We start from the raw sequence: 14,718 nt of genomic DNA, 5'->3' as shown, positions 1-14,718 counted from the left end.
CCAGCCTCAACTGAAGGCCAGGGCCGACTTCATGGTGCGGAACGCGGCATCGGCGCTGAGGTCGGCCTGCGTGTCGTCGACAGGCACATCCCGGTCCTGCAGGCCCTGGCGGAATGCCGCGCGTTCAGGCTCCGGCATTTCCTCAAAAGACTTGTATTTCGCGACCCGTTCCCGTTGGTCGCGCGGCGCCAGGACGCCTTTCACGATATCGTCCATCGTCGTGTCCTCTTGGGCGATGCCGCGATGCGGCGCCGGGATCAGGGTGCCCGGCACCGACTGGCGCGGCGCCATGAACAGGTCGACCACCGTGCCGCGTGGCACCTTGTTGCCGGCCTTGACCGACTGCGACACCACGCGGGGCGCCGAGGACGGCTTGACCACGTCCTCCAGCACGAAACGGTCAAGCGCCTCCTTGTCCAGCGTCACCGACGGGACGGACAGGCCCTCGCGCACGATGTTGGCCTTGGCCGCCTCCTCGCTCAGGTCCACGAACTGTACCTTGGAGGAGACGGTCATTGTCTTCGCCTTGACCGGCGGGCTCGTGAACCGGGGTTCAGCCATGGTGTTTTTCCTCCCATCAGGTTCGGGTGGTGACCTTGCCGAGCACCAGGCCCAGGTCGTCCAGGACCTTGCGCGCCTCGTCCAGCGTCAGGCCGGTCAGCGACGGCACCTCGACCGACGGCTCGACCTTCAACGCGGCGGCGACGACAAGCTGGGCGCCGCTGTCCGCCGCCACCGGCTCGCCAGCGGCCGGCAGGTGCATCAGCACCGGCGCGTCGCGGTAGTCCGGGTCGGGGTTGGCGGGGGCGACGTCGCGGCCGGTCACGTCGACGATGCGCGCCACCACGATCCCCGCCGCCTGCAACGTCGACAGCGTGGCGTCCAACGCCTGGCCGAACACCGCCGGCATTCGCGGCTTGGTCCGTTCCATGGTCAGTTGGACCGGCGCGGCGGCCGGCGCCGTGATGGCCGCCGTGGCAGCGCTGAAGCCGGGGGCGCTGGCCCGGATGGTGTACGGCCCGGGCATCAGGTTGGTGAGGATGAACGGGCCGCCCGGTGTGATGGGCCGCGCCGCCTCGACCGCGCTGCCGTCCTCGCCCAGCGCCGTCACCCGGATGCGCGCCGGGTCCAGGTCGCTGTTGCCGACCGTGACCTCGACGACCGAACCCGACAGGCCCTGGACGGTCGAAATGAGATCGGCCGTGGCGCGCACGATGTCGTTCCAGGCCTGGGCGGTCAGGGGCTCGCCTGGCGCCACCTCCCGCGCGATGAAGTCTTCCAATGCCATAGCCGTGTCTCGCTCCTGCTCGCCGAACGCCTGAACATCATTCTGTCTCGGGGCTGTCCCACAGCACCGTGCCGCCCTTCAGGGCATCGATCGGATCGACCGCCGCGCCCTCGCTCAACACCGCCTCGCCGACCACGAACCGGTCGTCCAGGAAACGCACCTCCAGCACGATCCCGGCGGCGCGGAACCGGTCGAGCGCCGTTGCCACGTGTCGGCGCACGGCGGCGCCGTCCTCGTCGTCGGGGTCCAAAGCGCGGAAGCGCGCCGGGATGACCACCTGAACGGTGTAGGCCCGCCGCTCCAGCCAGCTGAAGGCGATGGCGCCGAAATCGGGCCGCGTGCCGTCGTCGAGGCCGGCGAACACGGTGCGGTCGAAGGTACCGGAAAAGGCCGTCGGCACCGGCGTCACCACGGGCGCCTCCGCGTTGATCCGGCTGCCGAAATGGGCGAGGCCGCAGAAGGCCGCGTAACGCGTCACGCCGACGCCAATGCCCGGCACGGTGATCGGCTGACCGGCGTGGGGATAGGAATAGCCGCGCCCGATGGCGCCGGCCGGCTGGCTGACGGCAAAGGTGCAATCCGCCGCGTCGAAACGGAAATCCTTGGCGTGCGGCGCGTCGGCGTCGGCGAACACGGCGCCCTGGAACGAAAACGCGAACGACGTCACGTCGGCGCCGTCCAGGCGCGCGTGCCCGTCCTCGTCGATCTCCAACAGGCTGCCGGCCGGCACCTGCCCCATGAAGCCGACGCCGCGCCCCTCGTCACGGTTGACCACCATCGGCCGGTGGGTGCGCTCGGCCTCGCCGTAGACCTGGATCGCCAGCCGCACACGCTCGAACCCGCGGCGTTTCACCTCGAACACCTCGCCGTGGTGGCGGAAGGTGGCGTCCGTCGTCTCACGCCGCCGCGGGTTCTCGATCAGGCCGATGATCTCCTCGGCCGCCGGTAGAGGTGCCGCGCGGCCGGTGTCGTCGGGTGGTCCGTTCAGGCGCAGCCGGTCGGTGGCCAGGGCGGCGTGCAGGTAGCGGTCCTCGCTGTGCAAAATCGGCCCGATATCCAGGTCCAGCGCGTTGGCCGCGCCCTCGATCAGCGCCGCCACCGTGCCGTTGCCGCGCGCGTGCCGGCGGCAGATGCCCAGCACCCGCGCCCGCGCCAGAGTGACGTACGCGGCCCGGCGCAGGGCGCGATGCGCGGCCGCCGACAGCCGCACCAGGGCGATGGCGCCGTCCGGCCCGTCAAGCGCGGAGGCGTCCAGGCCCGCGTCCAGCCAGGCGGTGAGGCGCGGCGCCTCCACCGCCACCCCAAACGTATCGAGCAACCGTTCCGCCGCCGCCAGCCGGTCGGGCTGCGGGTCGGTGCCGTCCATGGCCGCCAGCTCGGCTTTGGCGCGCTCGAAGCGCAGCGCCAGCACCTCAAGTTCGGCCGGCCTGATCCGGTGCAGCGCCCCCAGGCGCATGACGTCGACCAGCTCGTCCGCCTCGCGGATGCGATGGGCGCGGCGGATGGCCGCCATCTCGGCCGCCGCCACGTCCATGTCGCGCGCCTGCGCGCCGGCGATCACCCCCAGCAGCTTGCGCGGTTGCCCGGCCTCCAGGTGGGCCGGAAAGCGCGACAGGATGGTGTCGGCCCGGCTCATGCGCCGTCTCCGTCCAGCAGCGACACACCGCGCACCCAGAGTTGCTCAAGCCCGCCCAGCGGCAGCGTCACGTCCTGGCTCTGCACCCGCACGCCGGCGTCCTGGTAGGTGACCATGTAGTGCAGTTCGCGCACCTCGTAGGTGTCGGACGTGGACAGCACGCCGCGCAGCACGGCCTCGGTCAGTTCGGGCGCGGCCAGGGTGGGCACGCCGGCGCGCAGTTCGGCCTCGACCGCCGCCCGGGCGCTTTCCCGCGCCGAGTCCGGCTGGTCGAGCAGGGCCACGCCCTTCAGCGTGACGGCGATGGACACGTCGATCAGGATCAGCGAGGCGCCCACCTGCACGGCGATGGTGCCGGCCCGGGGCCGCGCGCCGGGCTTGGCGGGAAGAATGTTCTTCTGCCGGGCGCTGGAGGCGTCGCCGGGCAGGCTCATCTCCAAGGAGACGTCCAGCACGCCCTCCAGCGCCATCAGCCGGGACACGAGGCGGTTGAACACCAGTGTCTCGCCCAGCCCGGCCTCGGCGATGAAGGCATTGACCTCGCTCTCGCCGGCCGCGCGCAGGGTGGCGCGCTCCTCGGCGGCGAGATCAAGGCGGGCCGGGATCAGCGTGGCCGAGACGTCGACGTCGACGAACAGGTCCTCGCCACCGGCCATGGTGACGGGATCGCCGGCCTCGCTGGCGCGCGGGTTGGCGGTGGGCGCCGTCGCCCCAACCGGCAGGGGCGCGTCCAGGTTGGCCAGAACACGGATCCCGGCGGGCCGGCTCTCGTCCAGCAGGTCGGCCACGCGGGCGACGGTCTCGGTCCGCTGGATCTCGTCCAGCTCCTGACCGATGGCCACGTCGAGTTCGATGATGCCCGGGCGGGCGATGGGATCCTCGCCCACGCGCACGTCCTTCTCGCGCACGCCGGCCACGCGGGTCAGGGCGCCGACGATGGCGCCCCGCGTGGCCTTGCCGGCGCTTTCCAGGGCGCGCGAGGCGCGGGCGCGCAGGTCGACGTCGCTTTCCCGGGCGCCGCTGAGCGCCGTCGGCCGCGGGTTGCTCACCGTGTCGATGCCCAGGATGGGCCGGTGCAGCAGGCCGATGGCCCCTTCCGGCACGATGCCGTCGGGGCCGTCGATCAGGGCGGAGACGGGCACATCGACCGACAGCTCGCCGCGCCGCAGGGTGCGGGCTTCGGACACCTCGAAGATCACCTCGGGCGTGTCCACCGTCGACAGCCGCACCCCGGCCGCGATTGAGATATCGCCCGGCGCCGGCGTGGCGCGCGAGAACACCACCAGCCCGGTGGCGGCGCTGGCCCCGCGCCGGGTCACCCCCACCAACGCCACCACCTGGTCCAGATCGCGCCCCTCGGCGGTCTCCAGGAAGGCGGCGCGGTAAACCGCCTCCAACTGCCCCGACAGCACCGCGTGCTCGCGGCCCATGCTCTCGGCCAGCAGGCGGGTCACACTGCCCGGGTTGCGGTCGGTCAGGCGCGGCGTCGACTGGAACAGGCCCCGGTGTTCGAAGTTGGCGTAGAAGCGCGTGCCCGGGTCGGGCCAGACGGCGGTCTCGCGCCGGCCGCCGTCGGGTCCGGTCAGCCAGACAATGCGCGTCTTGTCGACCTCGAAATCGCGGGTGCGCTGGAACACGCGGTGCGCGCCACCCGCGATGCCGTGGACCCGCACGGTCTTGGCCAGCACCTCGGCCGGAGCGCTCAACTCGAACGGCTCGTTTTCCGGCAGGAAGCGGAACACCTGCCGGATCGACCCGCCGGTGAACGCCGTCAGCAGGTCATCGACGAACAGGGCATAGGGCTCGGCGACATAGGTCATCTAGGACGCCTCCAGCGAGAACGGGATGACGAGGTTGGCCGGCGCCTGCACGCCGATCAGCTTCAGGCCCAGGGCGATCCGCACCACCTCGCGCGGCGGGGTGTGGGCCGCCGTGACGTCGCAGCGGATCACCTTTTCGATGCGCGGCTCGCGCTTCAGCGCCTGCAACACGTACAGCTTGATCAGGTTGCGCGTGCGCTCGACGTTGGGCTCGCCCAGCAGTTCGTGGTGGCGCGAGCCGTAGTCGGGGTGCCCCAGCGGCGCCAGTTCGCCCTTGCGCGTCTTCAGCCGGTTGGCGACCGCCTGGATCACGGTGTCCAGCTCCGGCGCCACGGTCAGGTCGGCGAGGCGGCCCGGCCCGGCCGAGCGCTCGGCGATCACCAGGTCGGCGTCCTCGTAGAATCCGCCATGCCGGTAATCGAGCAGGAGGTCGCGCCCCCAGACGGGCCGCTGGGTGATACTCATGTCACGGCGCCCCCTGGTCGGTGATCCACGGCGCGGCGGGCGGGCCGAGGATGGTCATGATGCCGCTGCCGGAGGGGATCATGTCGCCCATGCGTACCAGGGCCTTGCCCTCGACAGTGACCACGGTGGAGCCGCCGGCCGAGCCGATGGGCAGCGGATAGGGCGCGCCGCTGACGGAATTGACCATCTGGCACAGGCTCCCGGTGGTGGCGAGCGGCATTCCGCCCGCCGAGATGAACGGCGGCAGCACGGTCATGATCACGCCGGTATCCGGCGGGCCGGCGGCCCCCGGGCTGACGGTCACGGCGCATCCGATGGAGACGGGCGGTCCTGGCATGGCGTTGCCTCCTCACGCCATCTTGAAGCTGGTGGTGCCGGCGAGGGTCAGGAGTGTCCCCTTCACCGAGGTCTCGGTCTGGCCCTCGACGGCGACCTTTAGGCCCTTGAGCGTCAGGTCGGTGGCCGCCTGCAGCGTCAGGGCGGCATCGCTGGAAACCTCGATCCCGGCGGCCGCCTTGATGGTGATCGACCCGGCGGCCTCGATGACGATGTCGCCGTCCTGCTGCACCTCGACCTTGGTGCCGCCGGCCTCGATGGTCGTGCCCTGGTCGCCGATGGTCACCGATCCGCCGCCCGGGGTTTCGATGTGGAAGCGCTTGACGGCGTCGTCCGGGTCGTCGGGCGGGACGAAGGCGGTATCCAGCTTCTCGGCCGGCGGCGGATTGCGGTCGCTGTCATAGACCGAGCCGACGACGATCGGCCGGTTGCGATCGCCGCCGATGAACACGACCACCACGCGGTCGTCCACCCGGGGCAGCATGGAAAAGCCGAGGCGCGGCACGGCCACCGGCACGTACGGCAGGGCGGTGCCCGAGGCGAGCAACTGCACGCTGACCTGGTGGTTGCCCGCGCCGCCGGCCGGATAGACGTCGGTCACCACGGCCAGTTCCGCCACGCGGATGTTGGCCAGTTCGTCGCGCACGATCTCCCGCAGGATGTCGACGAGTTCGGTCATAGGCCCACCCCGCCCAGTCCGCCGGCGCCGCCGCCGGCCTCGTCAGGAGCCGTCGACCCGCCCAGGTCGAGGACGGTGACGAAGCCGGCCTCGCGGTTCATGTGATGCGACAGGCCCACCACCCGGTACGGCGGCTTGGACGCGCCGCCCAGCCCCCCCAGGGCGCCAGCCACGGCGTCGAGCAGGCCACCGCCGGCCTGCTCCAGCGCCAGGTCGACCGTGTCGCCGATGCGCACCGCCGGCCGTCCCCACAGGCGGGCGCGGGCGCGCACGGCGGCGTTGGCCGCCCGCGCCGCCGCCGCCGCCGTCGCCGCCTCGGCCGCGTCCTTGGTGGCGAACGCGCCGACGACGCGGCTTTCGCCCGTGTCCGCGCCCTTCACCTCGGCATCCAGCCAGTGCCACTTGTCCGACCCGGCGCGGCTGCCCGCCCCGTGCACGGCGTAGGTCTCGGCCGGCGCGGCGGCCACGGCCAGCGTTTCCCACGACAGCAGGTCGATCCCCTTGTGGAAGGTGTGCGTCTCGCCCGCCCCGTACGGCGCGAACACCAGCCCGCCGTCGGGCGCGCAATGCAGGTCGGCGCCGGCCATGTCGGCCAGCTCGCGCAGATGGGTCCAGACGCTGCGGCGGCCCTCGACGGCGTACAACGAAAGCTGGATATCGCTCTCGGCCGCCGAGACGGACACCTCGCCGGCCAGCCCGCGCACGATGGCGGCGATGGTCTGGTTGACAAAGGACTGATTGACCCGGGCCGACAGCAGCGGCGCCGGCGCCTCGCGGGCTTCGATGACGACGGCCTGGTGGTCCTTTCGCACGGTCTCGACGGTGCCGCTGAAGACGGGGTCGAGAGCATCGGCGGCGCCCAGATTGAGGGTGATCTGCTCGCCCGGCGCCGCGTCCTTGAATGCCGAGTCCGGCCACAGGCTGATGCGGGCGGATCCCACGGATCCGGTGGCCAGGTCGATCACCAGGCCGGCCATGGCCGCCTCCGCCGCCGTCAGGGCGCGGCCGGCGATGTCGATGGAGGCATCCGGTTTGAGCACCCAGGTCATCGGCCGCGTCCTCCGATCCCTTGGGCGCGCGCCTCGCGGCGCAGCAGGTCGGCGAGGCGTTCGGCGAAGCGCGCGTCGTCGTCGAGACTCCCGGCGACCGCGTCGGAGCGGGGCCGATCATTGGCGCCGGTCAGATCTACGGACGAGGCGGCCTCGGCAGGCGGTGGCGCCTCGGCGTGCGGGGGCGCGACCGACGCCGGGATCGCCCCCGCCCGCTCGGCCAGACGGCGCAGGCCCGACGGCGCGGTGCCGATCAGGATGGGCGCGGGCGTCGGCGACGGCGTCGGCGTCTCGAACGCCTGCGCGTGCGGCGCCCCGGGGGCGGGCGCGTCGGACAGGGCCGGCGCGGCCGGCGGCGCGGGCTGGCGATGGGGCGGAGGCGGCGCCGCCCGGGCCGCGTCACCCCGGATCCGCGCCAGCGCGTGGTCGATCCGGGACAGCGCGTCCGCCAGGGGACCGGCCGTATGGTCGGATTTCGGCCCCGCCGGCGTCGCCCGCGCCACCGCCGCGTCGAGCGCCCGCCGGTCGCCCGCCAGCAGGGCGCGGCGCACGGCCGGCGGTAGACCATCCTCCAGGCGCACCGGCCCTGTCGTCCGAGCGTCCCGGGGCGGAGCGTCCGTCATCGGCCGCGGCTCGCCCGGGGGAGCGACCGCTGCCCGGTCCGGAGCGGACGGCAGGTCGGCCGCGTCCAAGCGAGACGATCCAGACCGCCGCGCGGATCCAGCGTCCGGCTCGGCGTGCGGCCCGCGATACGATTCCAACGGCTGAGGCCACGCCTCTGAGCGGCGCGGCGCGTGCCCGCCAACCGATGGACCCCGCTCTTGTTGGGCGGAGGTCCGCTCCCGGGAGGCCCACTCCTGGTGGCGCTTCTCGGTGGCGCGCGGACCAATCCCGTCGCGCTCCGGGTCTCGTACCGTCGCCGAGGGTGGCGCGTGGGCCGGCGCAGGACCCTCGTTCACTACACGACCATGCTGTGCCAACTCTGGGCCAGGCGCGGCTCGCTCCGCCGGAGCAGTGGGTGTCCCGCCCGCCGCCAGCCGCGCCAGGGCGGCGGCCAGACGGTCGTCGGCCACCTCCGGGTCGACCAGATCGGCGAAGCCGTCCGCGCCCAGCAACAGGGGCTCGTCCAGGTCGGCCATCAGGTCGCCCAGCCGGTCACCCGCCGCGCGCAGGTCGGTCCCGGCCCGGATCAGGGCATTGGCGCCCCGGTCGAACGGCGTGCGGACGGCCGTCATGGCATCCCCTCCGGCGTCTCGCCCCGGCCCAGCATCTCCAGGTACAACAGCACCTGCCCGAGGGTCAGGCCGGCGCACTGCTCGGGCGTCCAGCCGAACTCGCGCGACAGCGTGAAACAGGCGCGCGCCAGCGGAGCGCGGAGGGTCGCCTCCAGGTCGTCCTCGCCCATGGCCAGGCCGCTGATGCGGTTGACCGCGCCCACCAGGAACCGCACCAGCCCGGCCGGCAGGGCCGAGACCTGCTCGACCGTCAACTCCGGCTCCACCAGCGCCTGCTGGGTCATCAGGACGCTGGTCAACACCTTCTGTTCCTTGGCCGCCGCCGTGATCCGCTGCACGTCGCGCACGGTCAGCGGCCGCAGCACCACCGAGCCGCCCGACGCCTCCGCGTCCGGCAGCAGGTCCGCCGGCACGTCGATGCGGTGGGTCTGGTGGGCGCCGGCCAACAGGTCGGCGGCGGTCAGGACGTGGTTCATGGAAAAGGTTCCCTTTTTCAGAACGACCGGGGCAAGTCACGCCGTCATTGCGAGCCCTCGTCGTCAGACGAGGGCGAAGCAATCCAGGGCGATTGGAGCCGTCCTCCGCCCTGGATTGCTTCGGCGCTTCGCGCCTCGCAATGACGGTCTCTTCCTGTTCAAGAGACGTGCTCCCCTAAAAGGCCTACGCCGTCGCGTCCTCGACCTTCACCCACAGCGCCTGGAAGCCGACCTTTTCCATGACGAAGTCGTCCTCCGGAATCCCATACGCCCACTCGTCCAGCTTCACGCCCATCACCGTCACCGTGGAGCGATTGCCGGGCAGCGCCGGGTTCTCCAGTTGCAGCGACAGGTTGAACGCCGGGCTGGCGAACGTGCCCTGCGGCCGGGTCTGCGCCGCCGGCCCCAGCATCAGGCCGAGCAGCGCGCCGTTGACGTGCGCCCGCTCGATGGTGCCGGAGACGTTGATATTGCCGGGCCGCAGCTCGGTGGCGAAGCGCTGGCCCAGTTCGTGGAACGGCTTGACCTCGCTGGTCACACGCACCGTGACGCCGGTGACGCGGCCGATGGGCGCCAGCCCGTATTTCTCGTCGACGGCGGCCGCCAGGTCGCCTTCGGGCGTGGACTCGACGGCCACGGACAGGGTGCCGTCGGAGCCGCGATAGACATTGGTTGCCATCTCTCAAAAGCCTCCCCGCTCATTCCAGGATCATCGTGACGCGGACGAAATCGATGGAGAACGTCGGCCGCAGCGTCAGGGTGACGGCGGCGATGCCGTTGATCTCCTGGGCGCGGGTGGCGCTGACGTCCAGTTCGTAGCTGACCAGCATCTCGTCCTGGACCATCTGCGCCAGGAAGCCGTCGAGCGTGGCCTTCAGGGCCGCCCGCACGCGGATATTGTTCAGCCGGCCGATGTAGGGGTTGGCGCCCTTGCGCACGCCGGCCTTGGCGTAGTCGACGATGCGGCGCACCGAGATCTGGGTGAAGGCGCCGGTGTCCGTGGTGATGCCGCGTAGCGCCCGGAACCCGAGGTTCTGCATCAGCACCATGATGCGGTTGCCCAGCAGCACCTTTTGCTGGGCGCGCGAATAGACCGTGGTCAGGCCCGAGGCCGGCACGTCCTTGTTGGTCAGGCTGATGTGCGGCGCCAAGCCTGAAAGCCGCCCGGCCACCAGCGCGGCGGCGTAGGCCGGCGGCAGGTCGACCGAGGCACCGTTGTCGGCGGCGTCGCCGGCCTCGATCCCCGGCGCCACCAGCACGATGCGCTTGTTGGAGACGGCGTTGGAATCCTGCGCCACCTCGGCCAGGCTGTCGCCGCGCGTGCCCAGGATGGCGATGCGCTCGCGGCCGTCGTTCTCGGTGCGCTCCAGGTGGGCGAGCACCGTCCCGGCCACCGTGTCGGCGCCATAGCCGGCCACCAGCAGGATGTTGACCGCGCGGCTTTCCAGCAGCGCCAGCCCCTCGGCGATCTGCGGGATCAGCGCGCCCATGGCCCCGGCCCCGTCCGGTCCGCCCACGTCGTTGCCGGTGGCGGCGGTGACGGTGTCGGGCTGCGCGCCCTCCTGACCGGCCTCGACCGCGCCGGCGCGGACCAGGGCACTCTCGGAGTTCACCTCACGCGCCAGGCTCTCGGCGTCCGCCGCCTCGTGGGTCTCGCGCTGGCGGCCGTGGGTCAGCGTCAGGCGGATCGGGTCCGTGTCCGTCGCCGCCTGGATGGCGACCGTGATGTCGTTGGCCCAGGTGCCGGGCGAGGTGGCCGTCAGCGTGAACGCCGGGGTGCCGCCGGTGGCGACGGTCCAGCTCATGGCGTTCATGGTGACACCCTCGGCCAGGTTCGCCACCCGCACCGCGTGCACGGTGGAGGCACCGCCCCGGAACGCCTGTTCCAGCGTGCGCACCAGGGTCAGGTGCGCGCTCGCCGCCGGATCGTCTGGCCAGGCGTCGTAGGTGCCGAACACGGCCAGCGCGTCGGCGTAGGAACCGAGCACCACCACCTGGTTCAGGGGACCGCGATTGGCCGTCCCGACGATGCCGATGTTGCCGGTGGCGATGCCGCCGACGCCGATCAACCCTTCCGCCCGGACCTCGATGTAGGTCCCCGGCAGGATCATTTCGCCGATGCTTTCGCTCATCTATGCATCCTCTTCCTGGCCAACGAATGTCTCGGTGTCGGTCTCGACTCCGTCGACCGCGACACCGGTGTCGGGGTCGACGGTGACGGTCCTCAGGGTGCTGGTGATCGGCACGCGGGCGATGACGCCGCCGGCGGACAGCGGCCGGTCGGCCACGTGGTCGTAGGCAAAGCGGAAGTCGGCCTCGCGCGTGCGGGCGCGCGCCCGGTCCTGGATCTCCGGACCGACCGGCCCCAGGCGGGTCAGCGCGATCCGCTTCAGGCCGGCCGGCCGGCCGGCACCAGTCAGCGCGGCGATGGCCTGATCGGAAACAGTGGCCACGTCGGCGCCGGCGACGTCGAGCACGGTCAGGCGCAAGACGCCCTCCAGGCGCACCATTTCGCGCTCCCACGACCCGACGAAGTAGTTGGCGCGCAGGGTACCGGAGGCGGGCTGGGCCGAGCCAAAGGTCAGACGGCCGGCCAGCGGATCGGCCGCATACTGGTTCTGTGTCGTCGGCGCGCTGGTCAGGGTCAGGGCCTGGCCGCCGCGTTGCACCTGGATGTCGGCCGTGCCCAGGTCGCCGTGCGTGCCGTCGGCCCGCACCAGGCCGCCGTGCGGCAGGGTCAGGCGCAGGCGGTCCTCGCTCAGCAGGTCCAGGTCCGGCACCTCGGGCACGGTTGGGTTGGTCAGCGAGATCACGGTCTCCACCGCCAGCGCGCCCTCGACCGTGTCGACGCCGCCGCCCAGGCCCATCTCCAGCCGCGCCACCTCCGGCAGGTCGAGCACGATCGCCGGCAGGTCCTGCGCGCGGTTGGCGGGATCGATCACGCCAACCATCGCCGGGGCCGGGGTCAGGCCGGCGCCGGTCAGAAAATCGCTCAACGCCGTCAGCATCGCGGTTTCGGCCATGGCTACGGCCCTCCCGGTGGTGGACGGCTCGGGTCGGGCCGGTCGAACAGATAGGCCATGGCCCGGCTCAGCGTGCGCGTGGGGGGCGTGTCGTCGCCCGGATCGGTCTCGTCGAGCGCGTCGGTGTTCGGATCGGCGATCCGCTCCAGCCAGGTGCGCAGCATCGGCACCCAGCCCAGCCCGCGCGCCGCCGTGTCCGCCGCCGCGATGGCCGCGCCGGCGCCCATCGGATGCTCCCAGGTCGCGGGCGTGTTCGGGCCGTAGGGCGCGGGCGGAAGGGCGCCGTCATAGGCCTCGGCGGCGGTCTTTTCGGTGCGGGCGTTGCCGGAGACCAGCAGTCGCCACTCGTTCACCCGGCGGCGGTCGAGGTTCCAGTTGCGGAACACCTGGTAGACGCGCGGTTCGTCGGCCCCGGCCGCCAGGGGATCCGGCGCTGGCGGATCAATGTGCCCCATGGCGCCCAGGCACAGCATGGCGGCGAAGTCGCCGGCCAGGGCCATGATCGAGTCTTCACTGTCCTGACGGCCCGGCTCGACCACGTAGGCGTAGCCCTGGGCGGTCTCGAAGGCGCCGGCGGCCGCCTCGATGTCGGCGAAGGGGCGCGGCATGATGCGCGCCTTGCCGGCGCGCACCGACTGCCAGGACTTGGGCGCGTGATAGAGGGCGTAGGCGTCGTCCTCGTCGTCCTCGCTGCCCAGGTCCTTGAACACCGCCGACTGCTCGCGGATCGCCTCCTCGGTCTCCGCCGCGTCGCCGTGCGCGGCGAAGGTCGCCCCCGGCGGCAAGAAGACGTCGTTTTCTTCGTCGACGGGCGCGGCATTCAGCGAGCCCGTCGCGCCGCCGGAGTCCTGGACCGTGGCGGTGAGGAAATCGAGGTATTCCGACAGGCGCATGGGCGCCAGCGGCGCCGGCACCGCCTGCTCGTCGCCGCCCTCGGGGCGGAAGGTCAGACCGTAGCGGTCGGAGCGGACCTGCATGGTGCCGCCGCCGGTCCACCACAGCCGCGCCAGCTTGCGGCGGCCGGCGGGGTAGAGGGTCTGGTCGTCGACCGGGTTGCCGTCGTCGTCCAGGTCGGGCGCCATCGCGTCGTCGTCGAACAGGCGCACGGCGTGGCGCTGGCGGGCGAGGAAGTGGTCCGGCTCCTCGGGGATGCGGATGTCGCGCAGCCACTTGCCGCCCAACACCCACAGCGTGATGACGCCAGCCAGCCAGATCACGGTGGTGGTCCAGAACGAGGCGGCCTTGAAGTCGAATTCGGCGCCGGCCAGCCCGGTCAGGCCGTTCACCCCCCACAGGATCAGGGTGAAGATGCCGAACAGCGCCAGAAAGGCGACCATCGGCCCGAATGCCAGGGCAACGGGGATGATCGTCGCCGCCGAGCGCCGCTCCAGGCCGTCGTGGTCGAGGTCGTACAGGGCGAAGCCGGCCAGCACGGTCATCAGAACCAGGGGCAGGCCGAACAGGATGCTCCAGCGCGCCCCCTTGGGCCAGGCGCGCACCCCGCCCTCGATCAGGAACAGCACCAGGAACACGGTCATCAGAATGGCCGCGATCAGGCCGAACAGCATCCGGTCCTCGACCCCCTTGGAGGCCAGGGACATCACCCACGCCTGCAACCCGACCGCGCTGCCCGAGCCGATCAGCATGGGCAGGGTGACCAGGTTGAAGGCCAGCCGGTCCTCGTGGCCCTCCTCCGTCTCCTCGAACGACAGGCCGGCCAGCGGCCGCGTGTCCGGCAGGGCCAGGAACAGGAACGGCAGGGCGATCAGCGGCAGGGCCACGGCCGACAGCACGCCCGACCAGTCGCCCCAGTCCAGCTCGTAGACGACCGAGATCACCGCCCGGCGGTAGGTCTCGTAGCCCTCCTGGATGAAGGCCGCGTCGGCCACGGGCGGATCGAGCGCGGCCAGGGCGTCCTCGAACGGGTTGAACCCCGTCGGCCGCTCGCTCCGCGCCGTATAGACCTCTTCCAGCGCGTCGGCATAGGCGCCGTACAGCTCCGGCGGCACCTCGTCCTTGGTCGGCCACCACGCGTCCCAGCCGCCGCCCGCCCGCACACCGGCGCGGCCGAACACGCGTTGCGCCACCAGGGCGTCGAGCGCGCCCTCGGCATCGTGGTGCTCGTAGGTGCGGCGGCCGTCGGTGCCCAGGTGCCATTCGATGTCGTTGATCAGCGGGTGAGAGATGATGTCGCCGGCGCCGTGGCACAGGTGCCCCAGGACGAACGCCTTCAGCTTGTTCATCGGGTCGGTGCGGTCGCCCCCGGCGTAGGCGCCGGTGATCTGGTCGCGGCCCTTGGCGAAGAGCGACAACGCCAGGGTGCTGGTGCCGGCGCGCATCCGCTCGCGGTGCGTGTCGGGCGTGCCCTTGTGGATGGTGTCGAACAGCCAGCCCTGCCCCGGGCGCAGGATCTGGGCGAAGGCCGGAATGTCCGGCCCCATGGCGCCCATGACCGCGAACTTCGACAGGCTGTCGGCGACGGTCTGGCCGGCCAGATTGCCGGGCACATGGGCGTCGACGTGCGGCGTGGTCTTGAACACCTCCAGCGCCGCGCGGGCGAGATCGCGCAGGCGCACCTCGACGTCGGTGGCGGTCTGCCCATCCGGCGCCGCCGCGATACGCGACGACAGCACGCGCTCGACCTGGCCCAGGCGCTCGCGGGCCAGCAGCATGATCGCGGTGTGGGTCAGGACCGATGGCATGGCCGCACC

General features: G+C 72.1%; 14 protein-coding genes. All 14 read right to left on the bottom strand.

Annotation, left to right across the window (positions count from 1 at the left end; translation table 11 throughout):
• Positions 1-6: 6 nt before the first annotated feature.
• The gene (locus Q0309_RS11640) at positions 7-561 is read right to left on the bottom strand and encodes a PASTA domain-containing protein (RefSeq protein WP_299440887.1); all 555 of its coding nucleotides are present in this window, start codon (positions 559-561) and stop codon (positions 7-9) included.
• Positions 562-577: 16 nt separating this feature from the next.
• Positions 578-1,288, bottom strand: a complete 711-nt coding sequence (locus Q0309_RS11635) for a PASTA domain-containing protein (protein ID WP_299440884.1) — start codon at positions 1,286-1,288, stop codon at positions 578-580.
• 37 nt (positions 1,289-1,325) lie between these two features.
• Positions 1,326-2,924: a hypothetical protein gene (locus Q0309_RS11630; protein ID WP_299440881.1), complete on the bottom strand. Its 1,599-nt coding sequence runs from the start codon at positions 2,922-2,924 to the stop codon at positions 1,326-1,328.
• A complete protein-coding gene (locus tag Q0309_RS11625) occupies positions 2,921-4,744 on the bottom strand; it encodes a baseplate J/gp47 family protein (protein WP_299440878.1) in 1,824 nt (607 codons plus the stop codon). Before Q0309_RS11625 ends, Q0309_RS11630 begins: the two co-directional genes overlap by 4 nt.
• Entirely contained in the window at positions 4,745-5,209 is a 465-nt protein-coding gene (locus Q0309_RS11620; protein ID WP_299440875.1) for a GPW/gp25 family protein, read from the bottom strand.
• A 1-nt stretch (position 5,210) separates the two neighbouring features.
• Positions 5,211-5,546 (bottom strand): hypothetical protein, encoded by a 336-nt coding sequence (locus Q0309_RS11615; RefSeq protein WP_299440872.1) that lies wholly within the window; start codon positions 5,544-5,546, stop codon positions 5,211-5,213.
• Between the two features lie 12 nt (positions 5,547-5,558).
• Entirely contained in the window at positions 5,559-6,224 is a 666-nt protein-coding gene (locus Q0309_RS11610) for a phage baseplate assembly protein V (protein WP_299440869.1), read from the bottom strand.
• Entirely contained in the window at positions 6,221-7,273 is a 1,053-nt protein-coding gene (locus Q0309_RS11605; protein WP_299440866.1) for a hypothetical protein, read from the bottom strand. The genes Q0309_RS11610 and Q0309_RS11605 overlap by 4 nt, the downstream gene beginning before the upstream one ends.
• Positions 7,270-8,508 carry a hypothetical protein gene (locus tag Q0309_RS11600; RefSeq protein ID WP_299440863.1) on the bottom strand — a complete coding sequence of 413 codons (1,239 nt, stop codon included), beginning with the start codon at positions 8,506-8,508 and terminating at the stop codon, positions 7,270-7,272. The genes Q0309_RS11605 and Q0309_RS11600 overlap by 4 nt, the downstream gene beginning before the upstream one ends.
• A complete protein-coding gene (locus Q0309_RS11595; RefSeq protein ID WP_299440860.1) occupies positions 8,505-8,984 on the bottom strand; it encodes a hypothetical protein in 480 nt (159 codons plus the stop codon). Before Q0309_RS11595 ends, Q0309_RS11600 begins: the two co-directional genes overlap by 4 nt.
• A 184-nt stretch (positions 8,985-9,168) precedes the next feature.
• Positions 9,169-9,663, bottom strand: coding sequence for a hypothetical protein (locus Q0309_RS11590; RefSeq protein ID WP_299440857.1), 495 nt, complete (start codon positions 9,661-9,663; stop codon positions 9,169-9,171).
• 19 nt (positions 9,664-9,682) lie between these two features.
• Positions 9,683-11,116, bottom strand: coding sequence for a phage tail sheath C-terminal domain-containing protein (locus tag Q0309_RS11585; protein ID WP_299440854.1), 1,434 nt, complete (start codon positions 11,114-11,116; stop codon positions 9,683-9,685).
• Positions 11,117-12,007, bottom strand: a complete 891-nt coding sequence (locus Q0309_RS11580; protein WP_299440851.1) for a hypothetical protein — start codon at positions 12,005-12,007, stop codon at positions 11,117-11,119.
• Between the two features lie 2 nt (positions 12,008-12,009).
• Positions 12,010-14,709: a hypothetical protein gene (locus Q0309_RS11575; protein ID WP_299440848.1), complete on the bottom strand. Its 2,700-nt coding sequence runs from the start codon at positions 14,707-14,709 to the stop codon at positions 12,010-12,012.
• Between the last annotated feature and the right edge of the window lie 9 nt (positions 14,710-14,718).

The sequence above is a fragment of the uncultured Rhodospira sp. genome (assembly GCF_937138205.1).
GTDB lineage: Bacteria > Pseudomonadota > Alphaproteobacteria > Rhodospirillales > Rhodospirillaceae > Rhodospira.
Note: the sequence above shows the minus strand (reverse complement) of the source record. Positions and strands in the feature narration are given on the sequence as shown.

Bases quoted from the DNA above. Each gene is read 5' to 3' on its own strand.
- Q0309_RS11640 (WP_299440887.1), bottom strand. From the start codon at position 561: ATGGCTGAACCCCGGTTCACGAGCCCGCCGGTCAAGGCGAAGACAATG.
- Q0309_RS11635 (WP_299440884.1), bottom strand. From the start codon at position 1,288: ATGGCATTGGAAGACTTCATCGCGCGGGAGGTGGCGCCAGGCGAGCCC.
- Q0309_RS11630 (WP_299440881.1), bottom strand. From the start codon at position 2,924: ATGAGCCGGGCCGACACCATCCTGTCGCGCTTTCCGGCCCACCTGGAG.
- Q0309_RS11625 (WP_299440878.1), bottom strand. From the start codon at position 4,744: ATGACCTATGTCGCCGAGCCCTATGCCCTGTTCGTCGATGACCTGCTG.
- Q0309_RS11620 (WP_299440875.1), bottom strand. From the start codon at position 5,209: ATGAGTATCACCCAGCGGCCCGTCTGGGGGCGCGACCTCCTGCTCGAT.
- Q0309_RS11615 (WP_299440872.1), bottom strand. From the start codon at position 5,546: ATGCCAGGACCGCCCGTCTCCATCGGATGCGCCGTGACCGTCAGCCCG.
- Q0309_RS11610 (WP_299440869.1), bottom strand. From the start codon at position 6,224: ATGACCGAACTCGTCGACATCCTGCGGGAGATCGTGCGCGACGAACTG.
- Q0309_RS11605 (WP_299440866.1), bottom strand. From the start codon at position 7,273: ATGACCTGGGTGCTCAAACCGGATGCCTCCATCGACATCGCCGGCCGC.
- Q0309_RS11600 (WP_299440863.1), bottom strand. From the start codon at position 8,508: ATGACGGCCGTCCGCACGCCGTTCGACCGGGGCGCCAATGCCCTGATC.
- Q0309_RS11595 (WP_299440860.1), bottom strand. From the start codon at position 8,984: ATGAACCACGTCCTGACCGCCGCCGACCTGTTGGCCGGCGCCCACCAG.
- Q0309_RS11590 (WP_299440857.1), bottom strand. From the start codon at position 9,663: ATGGCAACCAATGTCTATCGCGGCTCCGACGGCACCCTGTCCGTGGCC.
- Q0309_RS11585 (WP_299440854.1), bottom strand. From the start codon at position 11,116: ATGAGCGAAAGCATCGGCGAAATGATCCTGCCGGGGACCTACATCGAG.
- Q0309_RS11580 (WP_299440851.1), bottom strand. From the start codon at position 12,007: ATGGCCGAAACCGCGATGCTGACGGCGTTGAGCGATTTTCTGACCGGC.
- Q0309_RS11575 (WP_299440848.1), bottom strand. From the start codon at position 14,709: ATGCCATCGGTCCTGACCCACACCGCGATCATGCTGCTGGCCCGCGAG.